Annotated in this window: 12 protein-coding genes; 9 read left to right on the top strand and 3 right to left on the bottom strand. The window is 72.6% G+C overall.

Features of this window, described 5'->3' with window-relative positions:
- Window positions 1–39 precede the first annotated feature (39 nt).
- The 7 genes from OOK41_RS15235 (at window position 40) to OOK41_RS15205 (ending at window position 10,069) form a co-directional block, all read left to right on the top strand.
- Window positions 40–789 carry a c-type cytochrome gene (locus OOK41_RS15235; RefSeq protein WP_266265562.1) on the top strand — a complete coding sequence of 250 codons (750 nt, stop codon included), beginning with the start codon at window positions 40–42 and terminating at the stop codon, window positions 787–789.
- A complete protein-coding gene (locus tag OOK41_RS15230) occupies window positions 786–1,649 on the top strand; it encodes a ubiquinol-cytochrome c reductase iron-sulfur subunit (RefSeq protein WP_266265560.1) in 864 nt (287 codons plus the stop codon). The genes OOK41_RS15235 and OOK41_RS15230 overlap by 4 nt, the downstream gene beginning before the upstream one ends.
- Window positions 1,646–3,418, top strand: a complete 1,773-nt coding sequence (locus OOK41_RS15225; protein ID WP_266265559.1) for a cytochrome bc complex cytochrome b subunit — start codon at window positions 1,646–1,648, stop codon at window positions 3,416–3,418. Before OOK41_RS15230 ends, OOK41_RS15225 begins: the two co-directional genes overlap by 4 nt.
- A 152-nt stretch (window positions 3,419–3,570) precedes the next feature.
- A complete protein-coding gene (locus tag OOK41_RS15220; protein WP_266265558.1) occupies window positions 3,571–5,337 on the top strand; it encodes a thiamine pyrophosphate-dependent enzyme in 1,767 nt (588 codons plus the stop codon).
- Window positions 5,334–8,462: an FAD-binding and (Fe-S)-binding domain-containing protein gene (locus OOK41_RS15215; protein WP_266265556.1), complete on the top strand. Its 3,129-nt coding sequence runs from the start codon at window positions 5,334–5,336 to the stop codon at window positions 8,460–8,462. The genes OOK41_RS15220 and OOK41_RS15215 overlap by 4 nt, the downstream gene beginning before the upstream one ends.
- Window positions 8,459–9,544, top strand: coding sequence for an enolase C-terminal domain-like protein (locus OOK41_RS15210; RefSeq protein ID WP_266265553.1), 1,086 nt, complete (start codon window positions 8,459–8,461; stop codon window positions 9,542–9,544). The genes OOK41_RS15215 and OOK41_RS15210 overlap by 4 nt, the downstream gene beginning before the upstream one ends.
- Window positions 9,545–9,625: 81 nt before the next feature.
- A complete protein-coding gene (locus OOK41_RS15205) occupies window positions 9,626–10,069 on the top strand; it encodes a PPC domain-containing DNA-binding protein (protein WP_117670227.1) in 444 nt (147 codons plus the stop codon).
- Window positions 10,070–10,386: 317 nt separating this feature from the next.
- Here OOK41_RS15205 and OOK41_RS15200 read toward each other — a convergent pair whose 3' ends face one another.
- Both OOK41_RS15200 and OOK41_RS15195 read right to left on the bottom strand, forming a co-directional pair.
- Window positions 10,387–11,559 carry a zinc-dependent alcohol dehydrogenase gene (locus OOK41_RS15200; RefSeq protein ID WP_266265550.1) on the bottom strand — a complete coding sequence of 391 codons (1,173 nt, stop codon included), beginning with the start codon at window positions 11,557–11,559 and terminating at the stop codon, window positions 10,387–10,389.
- Window positions 11,556–12,191: a cyclase gene (locus OOK41_RS15195; protein ID WP_266265548.1), complete on the bottom strand. Its 636-nt coding sequence runs from the start codon at window positions 12,189–12,191 to the stop codon at window positions 11,556–11,558. The genes OOK41_RS15200 and OOK41_RS15195 overlap by 4 nt, the downstream gene beginning before the upstream one ends.
- A 242-nt stretch (window positions 12,192–12,433) precedes the next feature.
- On the opposite strand from OOK41_RS15195, the gene OOK41_RS15190 reads away from it, so the two are divergent.
- Window positions 12,434–13,300 (top strand): SDR family oxidoreductase, encoded by an 867-nt coding sequence (locus tag OOK41_RS15190; protein ID WP_266265546.1) that lies wholly within the window; start codon window positions 12,434–12,436, stop codon window positions 13,298–13,300.
- Between the two features lie 82 nt (window positions 13,301–13,382).
- Here OOK41_RS15190 and OOK41_RS15185 read toward each other — a convergent pair whose 3' ends face one another.
- Window positions 13,383–14,051 (bottom strand): hypothetical protein, encoded by a 669-nt coding sequence (locus OOK41_RS15185; RefSeq protein ID WP_266265545.1) that lies wholly within the window; start codon window positions 14,049–14,051, stop codon window positions 13,383–13,385.
- A gap of 324 nt (window positions 14,052–14,375) precedes the next feature.
- Here OOK41_RS15185 and OOK41_RS15180 point away from each other — a divergent pair, with 324 nt between their 5' ends.
- Window positions 14,376–15,005 (top strand): class I SAM-dependent methyltransferase, encoded by a 630-nt coding sequence (locus OOK41_RS15180; RefSeq protein WP_266265543.1) that lies wholly within the window; start codon window positions 14,376–14,378, stop codon window positions 15,003–15,005.
- Window positions 15,006–15,027 lie beyond the last annotated feature (22 nt).

Genomic DNA, 15,027 nt, shown 5'->3' with positions numbered 1-15,027 from the left:
GCCAGGCCTGTCGCGCCCCGCCCGCGCCGGGCCCTCGCCGTGGGCGCGGTGCTGGTGCTCGCCGCCGGACCGGTCGCCCTCGGCGCGGCGCCGACGCCCGAGCCCACCGCCTCCCCCGGGGTGGCCGGCCCGGGCGCGGCTTCCCGGGCGGCAGACCGAGGCACTCAGCTCTACCTGGAGAACTGTGCGAGCTGCCACGGCGAGCAGGGTCAGGGCGCGCAGCGGGGACCGTCCCTGGTCGGGGTCGGCCCCGCCTCGGTCGACTTCCAGGTCGCCACGGGACGGATGCCGTTGTCGCACGAAGCGCAGCAGGCCCGCCGCAGGGAGCCGGTGTTCTCCGCCGCGGACATCGCCGCGCTGGTGGACCACGTCGCCAGCCTCAGCGGCGGAGGGCCGCAGATCCCCCGGGTCGCCCCGGGGAACCCGGTCTCCGGCCGCGAGGTCTTCGCAGCGAACTGCGCGCCCTGCCACGGGGCCACCGGCGCGGGCGCCGCCCTCACCAACGGCTGGACCGCTCCCCCGCTGTACGACGCGACCGCGGTGCAGATCGCCGAGGCGGTCCGGGTCGGCCCCGGGCTGATGCCGGTCTTCCCGAGCCAGGTTCTCGACGACCGGCAGGTCGACGACGTGACCACCTACGTGCGCCGGTTGCGCGGCGAGCGGATGGACCGGGGCGGCAACCCGCTGGACCGCCTCGGACCGCTGGCTGAGGGGCTGGTCGCCTGGCTGGCCACCCTCGGCCTGCTGGTGGCCGCCGCCCGGTGGCTGGGCCGGAGGGCCGGAGAGTGAGCACCCGGCGTCCGCCGCCTGCGGAGCGCGCCGCGAGCCGCCGGATCGTCGCCGCCTTCCTGACCGGTGCCGCCGGAGCGGTCGGCTTCGCCGTGACGTACGTGCTGGGCGGGGACACCCGGTGGGAGGGGGTCACCCTCTCGGTGGCCTTCGCCGGCCTAGCCGTGGGACTGTCCCAGTGGGGGCGGCACCTGGTGCCGACCGGTGGTTACGTCGAGGAGCACGAGGGGTTCGCCCCACCCCCGTTCGAGCAGACGATGACCACCAGGGCGCTCACCGCCCCGGACAGTCCCGTCCGGCGCCGGGGCCTGCTCGCGGCGCTCGGGCTGGCGCTGACCGCGCTCGGCGCCGCCGCGCTGTTCCCGCTGCGCTCCCTGCTGCCGTTCGACCGGGTCCGCCCGGTCCGGGCCCGCACGGACACCCCCTGGGGACCGGGCGTGCGGCTGGTCGACGCCGGCGGACGGCCGCTGCGCCCGCAGGACGTCCCCGCCGACACCATGGTCGGGGTCTTTCCCGAGGGGCACGTCGACGCCGGCGACGGCCCCGCCTTCGCGGTACGGCTCGAACCTGGGCGCTTCTCCCGGCAGCCCTCCGGCGGACACCTCGACGGGCTGGCCGTCTGGTCGCTGCTCTGCACGCACGCCGGATGCCCCGTCGGGCTCTACCTCAGGGGCACCGGGCGCCTGCTCTGCCCCTGCCACCAGTCGTCGTTCGACCTGCTCGCCGATGCCCGGCCGGTGGCCGGACCGGCCGCCCGGCCGCTGCCCGGGTTGCCGATCGAGGTCGGCCCGGACGGCTTCCTCCGCGCCGCCGGGGACTTCACCGGCCCGCCCGGCGCCGGCTTCTGGAGCCGGCCGTGATCACCGACCGGCTGGCCCGGGCACTCGACGACCGGCTGCGGCTCTCCCCGATCGCCCGCCGGGCGCTGGCGAAGGTCTTTCCCGACCATTGGTCGTTCATGCTGGGCGAACTCGCGCTCTACTCGTTCGTCGCCCTGGTACTCACCGGCGTCTACCTCACCTTCTTCTTCGAGGCCAGCAGCGCGGACCGCGTCTACCACGGCGACTACGCCCCGCTGGACGGCGCCACCACCTCCGCCGCGTACGCGTCGACGGTGCGGCTGAGCTGGGACGTCCGTGCCGGGCTGCTGATCCGGCAGACCCACCACTGGGCCGCGCTGGTCTTCGCCGCGGCGATCCTGCTGCACCTGAGCCGGATCTTCTTCACCGGGGCGTTCCGCAAGCCCCGCGAGCTGAACTGGCTGATCGGCGTGACGATGCTGGCCCTGGCGCTGGCCAACGGGTTCACCGGCTACTCCATGCCCGACGACCTGCTCTCGGGCCTGGGATTGCGGATCATCGTCTCGGTGGTGGAGTCGATCCCCCTGGTCGGCGCGTGGCTGGCGTCGCTCGCCCTCGGCGGCGAGTTCCCCTCCGACGTGATGATCCCGCGGCTGTACGTCAGCCACGTGCTGCTGGTGCCCGCCGTCCTCGTCGTCCTCATCTCCCTGCACCTGGGCATCCTGATCCGGCAGAAGCACAGCCAGTTCCCCGGCCCCGGGCGCACCGAGCACAACGTGGTCGGGTCGCGGCTGTGGCCGAGCTACACCCTGCGCTCACTGGCGCTGTTCGCCTGGGTGCTCGCGGTGCTGTTCGCCCTCGGCGGTCTGGTACAGATCAACCCGGTCTGGATGTACGGCCCGTTCCAACCGGCCCAGGCCACCTCGCCCGCGCAGCCGGACTGGTACGTCGCCTGGGGCGACGGCGCCCTGCGCCTCTTCCCGCCCTGGGAGTTCCGGATCGCCGGGCACCTGGTGCCGGCGCCGTTCCTTCCCGGCGTCGTGCTCGGCGGGGTGACCTTCCTGGCCCTCTACGCCTGGCCGTTCGCCGAACGGCTGCGGACGAAGGACCGCAGGCAGCACCATCTGCTCGACAGGCCCCGCGACCACCCGGCCCGGACGGGCATCGGGGTCGCCGCGCTGACCTTCTACGCCGTGCTCGTGGTCGCCGCCGGGGACGACATCCTCGCCCGGCTGCTCCGGCTACCCGTCTACGACCTGCTGTCCGTGCTGCGGGTGCTGGTCCTCGTCCTCCCGGTCCTGGCCGGGCTGCTCGCGTTCCTGCTCGCGCGGGCCCTGCGGCGCGGCGACGCCGCCGGCGTCGGCGCGCTCACCCGCGCCGACCTGCGCCGCTGCGCGCCCCGCCCGGCCGGGCCGTCCGAGGGCGGGGACGGCCCCGGCGGGCAGGAGACCCCGGCCGTGGACCGGCCGGGGGATCGAATCGAGATGTGGCCGGAGGGCGACGCGTGGCACTGGCGGTACCGGGACGACGCCGGACGACTCGTCGTCACCGGCAACCGGGCCGTGCTGTCGCGGCAGGAGGCGGACTCGGCCGCCCGGCTCGCGTACCCCGGGGTGGACCGGATCGTGGTGCCGGGCCCGCCCCCGGCCGCCCCGGCCGGCCCGATCCGCACCGCCCTGCGCCGCTGGGGCCGGACGATGGCCGCCGGATCGCTGCTGCTGGCGGCGATCGTCGACCGGCGGCGGGACCGACAGCGGCAGGAGCGCGAGCGGGCGGACGACACGGCGACGGCCGAGGACGCCGGCTCGTCCGGCGACGGGCGGACGTGACCCGGCCGGTGGGGCGGTCCGGCGAGCCCGCCGGAGCGCCCGGCGCCTCCACCAATCGAAGGAAGTCCGGTTGTTTCGGCAGATTGCCCGGATGACTGCCGAAACATGGGGACCGGGCAGCGAGGGCGTGGAACTCGGTCAGGAGGCGCGAGGTGCAGGAGATCGTTGGCGAAAGCCTCGCCCGACGACTGGTGGAGTGGGGAGTCGACACCGTCTTCGGGCTACCGGGTGACGGCATCAACGGCCTGATGGAGGGCTTCCGCCGGCAGCGGGAGAAGCTCACCTTCGTGCTGGTGCACCACGAGGAGGCGGCGGCCTTCATGGCCACCGGCTACGCCAAGGCCACCGGCCGGCTCGGCGTCTGCTGCGCCACCTCCGGCCCGGGTGCCATCCACCTGCTCAACGGCCTGTACGACGCCAGGCTCGACCACGTGCCGGTGCTCGCCATCACCGGCATGCAGGAGACCTCGGTGCTCGGCTCGCGCTACCAGCAGGAGGTGGACACCACGCTGCTCTACCAGGACGTGGCGGCGTACAACCTGATGGTGACCAACCCGCAGCAGATGCCGGGGGTGGTCGACATCGCCATCCGCAACGCCCTGGCCAAGCGGACCGTCGCGCACCTGAGCTTCCCCAACGATCTGCAGGTCGCCCTGGCCGGGAAGGACCCTTACCGGCACGTCAGCCCCGGCGAGCCGCCGACGAGCAGCACCGTCGTGTCGCAGCCGCCGGTGCCCGCGGCGGAGGCCGACCTGGCCCGGGCGGCGGCGGTGCTCAACACCGGCAAGAAGATCGCCATGCTGGTCGGCGTGGGCGCCCGGCATGCCCGCGACGAGGTGCTCGCGGTTGCGGAGGCGCTGGCCAGCCCGATCGTCAAGACGCTCCCCGGCAAGATGGTGGTCCCCGACGACCATCCGCTCACCACCGGCGGCCTCGGCCTGCTCGGCACCAGGCCGAGCGAGGAACTGATGGAGGAGTGCGACACCCTGCTGATGATCGGCACCTCCTTCCCGTACGGGAAATACCTGCCGTCGCCGGGGCAGGCCCGCGTCGTGCAGATCGACATCGACGCCAGCCTGATCGGCCTGCGGCTGCCGGTGGACGCGGCGGTCACCGCCGACGCCAGGCTGGCGCTACGACAACTGCTGCCGTTGCTCCAGGCCCGCACCGACCGGTCCTTCCTGGCGAAGTACCAGCAGGAGCGGGACAGGTGGCGCTCGGAAATGATCGCCCTACAGGACCCGACCCGGAACCCGATCGCGCCGCAGTACCTGATCAGTTGCGTGGACGAGGCAGCCACCTCCGACGCGATCCTCACCTGCGACTCCGGCACCATCGCCACCTGGGCCGCCCGGCACTGGACCATCCGCGGCGGCCGGGAGTTCTACCTGTCCGGCAACCTCGCCACCATGGCGCCGGGCCTGCCGTACGCGATCGCCATGCAACACGCGCACAGGGGCCGGCAGGTGATCGCCTTCGTGGGGGACGGGGGCTTCGCCATGCTGATGGCGGAGTTCCTCACCGCGGTCCGGCACGAGCTGCCCATCAAGGTGATCATCAACAACAACAACGCGTACGGCCAGATCCTGTGGGAACAGGTCATCCTCGGCTACCCCGAGTACGCCGTGCGGCACCGCCAGCCGGAGGCGGACTTCGCTGCCTGGGCCCGGGCCTGCGGCGGGTACGGCGCCAAGGTCACCGACCCCGAGGCGCTGCCCGGCGCGATCCGGGAGGCGCTGGCGCATCCCGGTGCGGCGCTGGTCGACTGCGACGTCAACCCGAACGAGCCGCCGATGCCGGGAAAGGTCAGGTACGACCAGGCGAAACACTTCACCGAGGCGTTCCTGCGCGGCCAGCCGCACCGGCTCGCCACGGTGGCGACGGTGGCTCGCGACAAGTTCACCGAGCTGCGTTCATGAGCCGGCGCCTCGGTGAGACCGGCCCCACGGGGGCTGCCCACCGGGTGATCCTGCCCGAGCCGGTGCTGCGTCCACCCGAGCCGGCGCACGACGTCGACCTGGCGGCTATCGCCGCCGACCTGCGGGCCGAGGTCGACGGGGAGGTGCGCTTCGATGCCGGTTCCCGGGCCGCGTACTCCACGGACGCCTCCAACTACCGGCAGGTACCCCTCGGGGTGGTGGTACCGCGGACGGTGGAGGCCGCCGTGGCCGCGGTCGCGGTCTGCCGCCGCCACGACGCGCCGCTGGTCTCGCGGGGCGGCGGCACCAGCCTGGCCGGCGAGTGCACCAACACCGCCGTGGTGCTGGACTGGTCGAAGTACTGCCACCGGCTGCTGGAGGTGGACGCGCGGGCCCGCACGTGTCTGGTCGAGCCCGGGATCGTGCTGGACTCGCTCAATGCCCAACTCAGGGCGACCGGCCTGGAGTACGGCCCGCGCCCGGCCACGCACAACCACTGCACCCTGGGCGGAATGCTCGGCAACAACTCCTGCGGCGCCACCGCCCAGCGCACCGGAAAGGTCGTCGACAACGTCGTCGCGCTGGAGGTGCTGCTCTACGACGGCACCCGGATGTGGGTCGGGGAGACCAGCGACGAGCAGTACGCGGAGGTTCAGCGCCGCGGCGGCCGGCAGGCGGAGATCTACCGACAGCTACGGGCGTTGCGCGACGACCACCTCGCCGACCTGCGCAGCCGGTACCCGAAGATCCCCCGGCGGGTGTCCGGCTACAACCTCGACAGCCTGCTACCGGAGCGGAACTTCCACATCGCCCAGGCCCTGGTCGGCTCGGAGGGCACCCTGGTGACGATCCTGCGGGCCCGGCTGAAGCTGGTGCCCGTGGTACCGGCCCAGTGCCTTGTCTTCCTCAGCTACCCGGACATCGCCGCCGCCGGCGACGACGTCCCCCGGATCCTGGAACACCGGCCGATCGTGCTCGAAGGCATCGACGACAAGCTGGTCGGCTTCGAACGGCGCAAGAACCTGCACCCCAGGGCGCTGCACGAGCTGCCGCCAGGCGGGGCCTGGCTGATGGTGCAGCTCGGCGGTGACACGCCGCAGCAGGCGCGGCAGGCCGCGGACCGGCTGATCGCCGCGGTGAGCCGCGACGGCGGGCCGACCGCGCACGAGTTCGTCGACGAGGCCGACGAGCAGCGGATGTGGGAGGTCCGCGACTCCGGACTCGGGGCCACCGCCCGCGTCCCGGACGCCGAGGACACCTGGCCCGGATGGGAGGACTCCGCCGTCCCGCCCGACATGCTCGGGGACTACCTGCGTGACCTGAACCAGCTCTACCAGGAGTACGGGCTGGAGCAGGCGTCGCTGTACGGTCATTTCGGGCAGGGCTGCGTACACACCCGGATCCCGTTCCGGCTGCGCACCGCCGACGGCGTACGCCAGTTCCGGTCGTTCATGCAACGCGCGGCCGACCTGGCGATCTCCTACGGCGGCTCGTTCTCCGGCGAGCACGGCGACGGGCAGGCCCGCGCCGAGCTGCTACCAAAGATGTTCGGCGACCGGCTGGCCCGCGCGTTCGGCCAGTTCAAGGCGATCTTCGACCCGGCCGACCGGATGAACCCCGGCAAGGTGATGCCGCCCTACCCGCTGGACAGTCACCTACGGCTCGGCGCCGACTACCACCACGGGGGCGTGCAGACCGTCTTCCGCTACCCGGACGATGACGGAGACTTCGGCCGTGCCGTGCTGCGCTGCGTCGGGGTCGGCAAGTGCCGCCGGCACGACGGCGGCGTGATGTGCCCCTCCTACATGGTCACCCGGGAGGAGGAGCACTCCACCCGGGGCCGAGCCCGCCTGCTGTTCGAGATGCTCGACGGCACCGCGCGCGGCGGCGTCATCGGCGACGGATGGCGCTCGGAGGCGGTACGCGACGCCCTGGACCTCTGCCTGGCGTGCAAGGGCTGCAAGGCGGACTGCCCGGTCAACGTCGACATGGCCACCTACAAGGCGGAGTTCCTGTCCCACCACTACCGGCGCAGGCTGCGGCCCCGCGCACACTACTCGATGGGCTGGCTTCCCCTGGTGGCTGCGGCGGCCGGGCTCGGGCCGCGGGTGGTCAACGCCCTGGCGCACGCGCCCGGGCTGAGCCGGATCGCCAAAACGGCCGGCGGGATCGACAGCCGCCGCGACATCCCGGTCTTTGCCACCGAGTCGTTCCAGCGGTGGTTCGCCCGGCGCACCCCGGGCGGGGACGGGGCGCGCGGCGAGGTGCTGCTGTGGCCGGACACCTTCACCAACCACTTCCATCCCGGCGTCGCGCAGGCGGCGGTCGAGGTGCTGGAGGCGGCCGGCTGGCGGGTGCGGGTGCCGCGGCAGCCTGTCTGCTGCGGTCTGACCTGGATCTCCACCGGCCAGCTCGGCATCGCCGCACAGGTGCTGCGACGCACGCTCGACGTGCTGCGACCGCATCTGCGGGCCGGCACCCGGGTGGTCGGCCTGGAGCCGAGTTGCACGGCCGTGTTCCGCGGTGACGCCCACGAGCTGTTCCCCTCCGACGAGGACGTCACCCGGCTACGGGAGCAGAGCGTCACCCTGGCCGAGCTGCTTGTCGGCCACAGCCCCGGCTGGCGCCCCCCGTCCATCGACGCGCACGCGCTGATCCAGACCCACTGCCACCAGCACGCCGTTCTCGGCACCGCCGCCGACCAGGCCGTGCTGACGGCCGCCGGAGTGCGGGCGGAGTTCCTCGACTCGGGCTGCTGCGGACTGGCCGGCAACTTCGGTTTCGAGGCTGGCCACTACGAGGTCTCCGAGGCGTGCGCCGAACGGGTGCTGCTGCCCGCGTTGCGCGACGCCGCCGACACCGACGTCATCCTGGCCGACGGGTTCAGCTGCCGGACCCAGGTCGAGCAGGGTGCCTCCGGCGGACGGACGGCGCTGCACCTCGCCGAACTGCTCCGCGCCGGCCTGCACGCCGACGAGGTTCCGGCCCGGCCCGAACGGTTCTGGGCCCGCCGGCCGCAGGCCCCCTCGCGGACCGCCCGGCTGGCCGCTGCCGGCCTGGTCGGGCTGGCCGCGCTCGCCCCGCTGGCCGGGCTCGTGGCCCGCACCGGGCGGAAGGGCCGGTGACGGTGCGTCTCACCGCGCGTGCGTACCGCGTGCCGACCGACGCGCCCGAGGGTGACGGCACCCTGGCCTGGGACAGCACCACCCTGGTGCTCGTCGAGGCCGCCGCCGAGGGCGCAACGGGCCTGGGGTGGACGTACGGCCCGACTGCGGTCGTGCCCGTGGTGGCGGAGCTGCTCGCCCCGGTGGTGGCCGACCACGACCCCGACGACGTGCCGGCCGCCTGGTCGGCGATGCGGCGGCGGCTGCGCAACGCCGGCCGGCCCGGGGTCGCCGGGCTGGCGCTCTCCGCCGCCGACTGTGCGATCTGGGACCTGAAGGCCCGCCGGCACGGCCTGCCGCTGGCCCGGCTGCTCGGCACCGCCCGCCGCCAGGTGCCCGTGTACGGCAGCGGCGGCTTCACCACCTACGACGCCGATCGACAGCATCGGCAGTTGGCCGGCTGGGTGCACGACCAGGGCATTCCCCGGGTGAAAATCAAGATCGGTGGATCGGGTGGCAGTGAGGTGCCCCGCGACCTGAGCCGGATGGCCGCCGCCCGGCGCACCATCGGCGACGCGGCCGAGCTGTACGTCGACGCCAATGGCGCCTACCAGCGCAAGCAGGCCATCCGGGTGATGCGCCGTGCCGCGGACCTCGACGTGCGCTGGTACGAGGAGCCCGTGAGCTCCGACGACCTGCCGGGGCTCGGCCTGGTCCGTGACCACGTGCTGCCCGACGTCGCGGCGGGGGAATACGGCTACGACCTGGCCTACTTCCACCGGATGGCGCCCTACGTGGACTGCCTCCAGATCGACGTCACGCGGTGCGGCGGGATCAGCGAGTTCCTCCGCGCCGCCTCGGTGGCCGCCGCCGCCGGGCTGGAGGTGTCCGCGCACTGCGCGCCGCACCAACACCTTCCGGTGGCCGCGGCCGTACCGAACCTGCGGCACGTCGAGTGGTTCCACGACCACGTCCGCATCGAGTCGATGCTTTTCGATGGTGTTGTCGGGGCCGGCGGCGGGGTTGCCCCGGTGTGTCTCGACGCGCCCGGCAACGGGCTGGCGCTGCGGGCCGCGCGGGCCGAGGCGTACCGGGTGGCATGAGACGGGAGGAAGACATCGCCGGCCGGTTGAGCGGACGGCCGACCGGTCGGCGGACGGCCGGACTCAGAAGGAGGAGGGAGCGTGCGAGTTCAGGAGGTGCACCACCAGACCCGACGAGTCCTGGTGGTGGTCTGTGACAAGGGTGAGGAGGCGGTGAGCACCATCGGCCGGGCACTGGACGCGCACGGCGTACGGTCCGGCCAGGTGAGCGCCGTCGGTGGCTTCTCCGGCGGCGAGGTCGGCTACTTCGACCGCGATCGGGGCGACTACCTCCGCATCCCGATCGGCGGGCAGGCCGAGGTGCTGTCGCTGCTCGGTGACGTGGCCGAGCGGGACGGCGAGCCTGTGCTCCACGTGCACGCCGTGCTCGGCCGGCCCGACGGCAGCACCCTCGGCGGGCATCTACTCCGCGGCGAGGTGTGGCCCACCCTGGAGGTCATCATCACCGAGGTCGGGCCCGAACTGACCAAGCGGGTCGACCCGGAGACCGGCCTCGCGCTGATCGTCGGCGCCACGCCACGCTGACCGCCACGGCGTCACGCCACGCTGACCGGTTAGGTCGCCTCGCGGGCGTTCCCGCCCGACGCGGCGTGTGACGGCCTGGTTCCCGCTCGCCACGGCGACCGTCGATGACGGCGCTGGGGCCAACTCCGACTGGTCCCGCTTCAAACGGTGGTACGCCGTGCCGCACCGATTCGACCACCACGGCGGTCACACTGACTCGCAGATCTGGCCCGCCGGCACCAGGAGCACGGGACCGCCTCGATCCACAAAGCCCAAGCCCGCCTCGACGGTCGGCTCGACGCTCAGGCGCGGACCCAGGCCAGCACACTGCGGCCGGCTCAGCGCGCGGGGTGCAGGACCGAGCGGACGCAGCCGTCCTGCTTCTTCTCGAAGATCTCGTAGCCGTGCGGGCCGTCGTCCAACGACATTGGATGGGTGGCGAGATAGCCGGGATCGATCTCGCCGTCGGCCAGCCGCTGCAACAGCATCGGAATGTAGCGCTGCGCGTGCATCTGACCCATCCGCAGCACCAGCGCCTTGTTCATCGCAGCCCCCAGCGGGAACTTGTCCACGAGGCCGCCGAACACGCCGACGATGCTCACCGTGCCGCCCTTGCGGCAGGCCAGGATCGCCTGGCGGACCGCCGTCGGCCGATCGGTCTGTAGCCGTACCGCCTGTTTGACCCGGTCGTACCCGTACGCCGCCCCGGTGCCGTGGGCCTCCATGCCGACCGCTTCGATGCAGGCGTCCGGGCCACGCCCGCCGGTCATCTCCCGCAGCGCCTCCAGCACGTCAACCTGGCGGTAGTCGACGGTTTCCACGCCCAGCCGGCCGGCGGCGGCGAGCCGGTCCGGCAACCGGTCGATGACGATCACCCGCTCCGCACCCAGCAGCTGGGCCGAACGCGCGGCCATCTGCCCCACCGCCCCGGCCCCCCAGACCGCGACCACCTCACCTCCGGAGAGCTGGCAGAAGTCCGCCGCCATCCAACCAGTGGGCATCGCGTCGGAGGCGAAGACCACCGCGTCGTCGGCCACGCCGTCCGGCACCGGGAACACGCCCACGTCCGCGAACGGCACCCGAACGTACTCGGCGTGGCTGCCCGCGAACCCGCCGGCCGCGTGGGAGTAGCCAATGATCCCGGCCGGGACGTGGCCCCACAACGTTTCCGTGACGTTGGGTTGCGGGTTGGAGTTGTCGCACAGCGAGTACTGCTCGGTGCGGCAGTACCAGCAGCCGCCGCAGGCCAGCACCGAACCGACCACGACGCGGTCGCCGGCGCGCAGCCGCCGAACCTCCGGGCCGACCTCGACCACCTCGCCCATGAACTCGTGGCCGAGGATGTCGCCCTCCCGCATCGCCGGCAGGTAACCGTTGATCAGGTGCAGGTCCGAGCCGCAGACGCTGCTCGCCCGGACCCGGATGATCGCGTCACCGGGCGTCTGAATCGTCGGCTCCGGCACCTCACGGACCGCCAGCTTCCCGACGCCCTCCCAGCACAGCGCCTTCACGGCCGCCCTCCCGTCGCCAACTTCTCCCGGACGACCCGGGTGGCCCGCTCCGCCGTCCCGCTCCGGGCCGAAGGCTCGGCCATCGTCGCCACCACCTGGCCGCACTCGATCATCGACTTGACCCGCCGCAGCACCGTCCGCAGCCGCTGATCCGGATCACGCCCACGCAGCACGGCCGCCTGGTGCCGCAGGCGGCCCTCGGGATAGCGCAGCTCCACCCGCAACTCCGTTCCCCGGTCGCCCGGGGCGGCGACCAGGGTCAGCCGGCCCTCGTGCGCCAGCGGTCCAGACTCCACCCGCCACCGAGCCACCCGGCCCGCAACCTCGACGATGACCCCCACCGGCTGCCCACCCGCACCGGCCGGGTCGCCCAAGAGGTACCGCGCGCGGCCCTCACCCAGCGGCTCAGCCGTGACGGGGCGATCGAACGCCGCCGACAACTGGTCGGGATCGCGCACCAGCTCCCAGACCGAATCCACCGGCCGGTCGACCGTCACGGCGCGGATCGTCACGTACTCACCGTCGTGGCGGATGGGCATCGATCCGCCAGGGCGATGCCGGGCGACGAGCGAAGCGCCGACGCCGGCCGCTGCCGCGGCGGCCACCAGCAGCAGTTGGGTGCCTCTGTTCATCTGTCTCTCCTGACCCTGAAATCCGCGTCCAACGGACGCCTGCCGCCCTACCCGGCTCTAGGCGCCCGAAACCGGGCACCTCGCCGTCGTAGTCGCAGACGGTCGGCTCGGCGCCTTCGCCCGGCCTCTGCCGGTGGGGCGGACGGGCCGCCGCTCACCCGGCGGGCGGCGTGGCGGTCGACGCGCCACCGGTGATCGCCAGGTGCTGGGATAAGTCAGCAGGTTGGGGGTACGGGCAGCAGATGGCTTCTTCTGACGACATGCCGCAACCGGGCCCACAGGAACAGCCCTATCCGGGCGAATCGGCCGGCATGGATCCCCGGCCGCGCGACCGGATGGCCGACTACGTCGGCCGCGACCTGCTGCGCGGTAGGCGAGCCCTGGTGACCGGCGGCGACTCGGGAATCGGGCGGGCGGTCGCGATCGCGTTCGCCAAGGAGGGCGCCGATGTCGCCGTGGCCTACCTCACCGAGGACGAAGACGCCCGACAGACCGCCGAACTGATCGAGGCCACCGGGCGCCGCTGCGTGCTCATCCCCGGCGACCTGGCCGACGCCCGGCACTGCTCCGAGGTGGTGGCCCGGACCCTAGGTGAGCTGGGCGGTCTGGATCTGCTGGTGAACAACGTCGCCTACCAGCAGAACGCCGACTCGCTGACCGAGATCTCCGAGGAACAGTGGCAGCGCACCTTCGCCGTCAACATCCACAGCTACTACCGGGTCACCAAGGCAGCACTCGACCACCTGCCGGAGACTTCCTCGATCATCAACACGGCCTCGATCAATGGCCTCAAGGGCAACAGCCATCTGATCGACTACTCGGCCACCAAGGGCGCGATCATCGCTCTCACCTACTCTCTCGCCCAGTCATTGGTCAAGAAGAGGATCCGGGTCAACTGCGTCGCCCCCGGACCGGTCTGGACCCCGCTGATCCCGGCCACCCTCCCGGGCGACAAGGTCCAGGAGTTCGGCCAGCAGGTCCCGATGGGACGCGCCGCCCAGCCTGACGAGATCGCCCCTTCCTACGTCTTCTTCGCCAGCGACCAGTTGTCGTCCTACTACACCGGCGAGGTGCTCGCCCCGATCGGCGGCGTCACCCTGCCTGGCTGACGCACCGAGCGGCCGGAGAGAACCGGCCGCCGTCGTCCGCCCGGCCAGACGATCAGGCGGGGGTAGCAAATGGCAGGCTGTCTCATCCTGCTGGATGCTCGGCCTCTGAGCGGATCCGCCTGAACATCTGGTCTGGGCTGTCGGTTCGGGCGAAGCCCCCGAAGTGGACCATGCCGAGTGTGTGCGGGCCGGCCCAGGCACAGACATCAACACGGATGCCCTTGTTCTTGCTGGTGCCGCAGCGGGCAATGCCGCCGAGTGGGCCCGGCTGCACCGGCTCCACATCGGTGACGGCTGTCAGGCCGGCGAACACGGCGTCGAGCACCGCCTCTGGGGCGGTGACGGTACCGGACACCCCGCTGAGGAGGATGAAGCGGCTGTCGTCGGGGCGGTGCACCCCGAGCCCCGGCGAGTACTTTTCCTTGACCGCCGTGTAGGCGGTGCCCACCGCGCTGGTCGGCTCACCGGCGAGGAATTCCTTGAACGCGCCCATGTTCTTTTCGGCCAGCTCGATCAGTCGTCGGTCGACCGATTCGTTCCAACTGCCGAGCAGCTTCTCTGGCTGGTCGAGTCGCATCGCTGCGGTGCTGGGGCTGGGGTTGGGGCTGGACGGAGAATCGGCGGTGGCCCGCGACTCGACGGTGTCTGCGGAACGCGAGCATCCGGCCGCCAGGACCGCCAGGACCGCCAGGACGAGAGTGCCGAATTTCGTGGCGTGGGGTGCGCCGTCGATCGGCGTTCTACTCGTCATGCTTCCTCCTGCGGTTGTCGGCGCACAATATCGCAGCCGATCTGTGTCCCGCTTCGCAAATCCCCTCGCTCGCAGGCCCAGAACGCCTGTCGCCCGCACGCGGCTCCCACCATGCCGGTGGCGTCGCCGCCAGGCGTCGGTCGAGCGCCTGCCGTGCGTCACGGGAGGTGTGGGGGCCTGCGAGTGGGGCGAGTGGTTCGCGTCCTTCGATGCCGGGTGCGGCGCAGCGTCGCCATGTGACTATGGTCGGGGCCTCGCCGTCCGGCCCGCACCGCCGTCGACCTGTCCCCCGACCGGCACCGCTTCCTGTCCGCTGGAGGTACCGTGACCACCGCACCGGATCAGACCGCCAGGGCACGGCGCGTCTGGGACAAGGCCGCGCCCAGCTACGACAGGCAGATCGCCCTTCTGGAGAAGCTCCAGTTCGGGGGCGGCCGGGAATGGCTCGGTGCCCGCGCCCGCGGCCGGACCCTCGACGTGGCCATCGGCACCGGCCGCAACCTGCCCCACTACCCGCCCGACGTCGCGGTCACCGGAATCGAACTCAGCCCCGCCATGCTCGCCATCGCCCGGCAACGGGCCGTCGACCTCGGCCGAACCGTCGACCTGCACGAAGGCGACGCCGAGCGGCTGCCCTTCGCCGCCGCCTCCTTCGACACGGCCGTCTGCGCCCTGTCACTGTGCACGATCCCCGATCCGGCCGCCGCGATCCGTGAGATGCACCGCGTCCTTATCCCCGGCGGACAGCTACTCCTACTCGACCACATCCGCAGCACCTGGCCACCCGTCTACGCCGCCCAGTGGCTGCTCGAACGGATCACCGTCCCCTCCGCCGGCGAACACTTCACCCGCCGCCAACTACCCCTGGTACAAGCGGCCGGCTTCGACATCGTCGAGGCCGAACGGCTCAAGGCCGGCACCGTGGAACGAATCCACGCGATCAAACCCGACTGACGCGCCGACCGGCCGCGCCCGG

This window comes from Micromonospora sp. NBC_01655 (genome assembly GCF_026339755.1).
Taxonomy (GTDB): Bacteria; Actinomycetota; Actinomycetes; order Mycobacteriales; family Micromonosporaceae; genus Micromonospora.
This window is presented reverse-complemented; position numbering and strand designations above follow the sequence as displayed.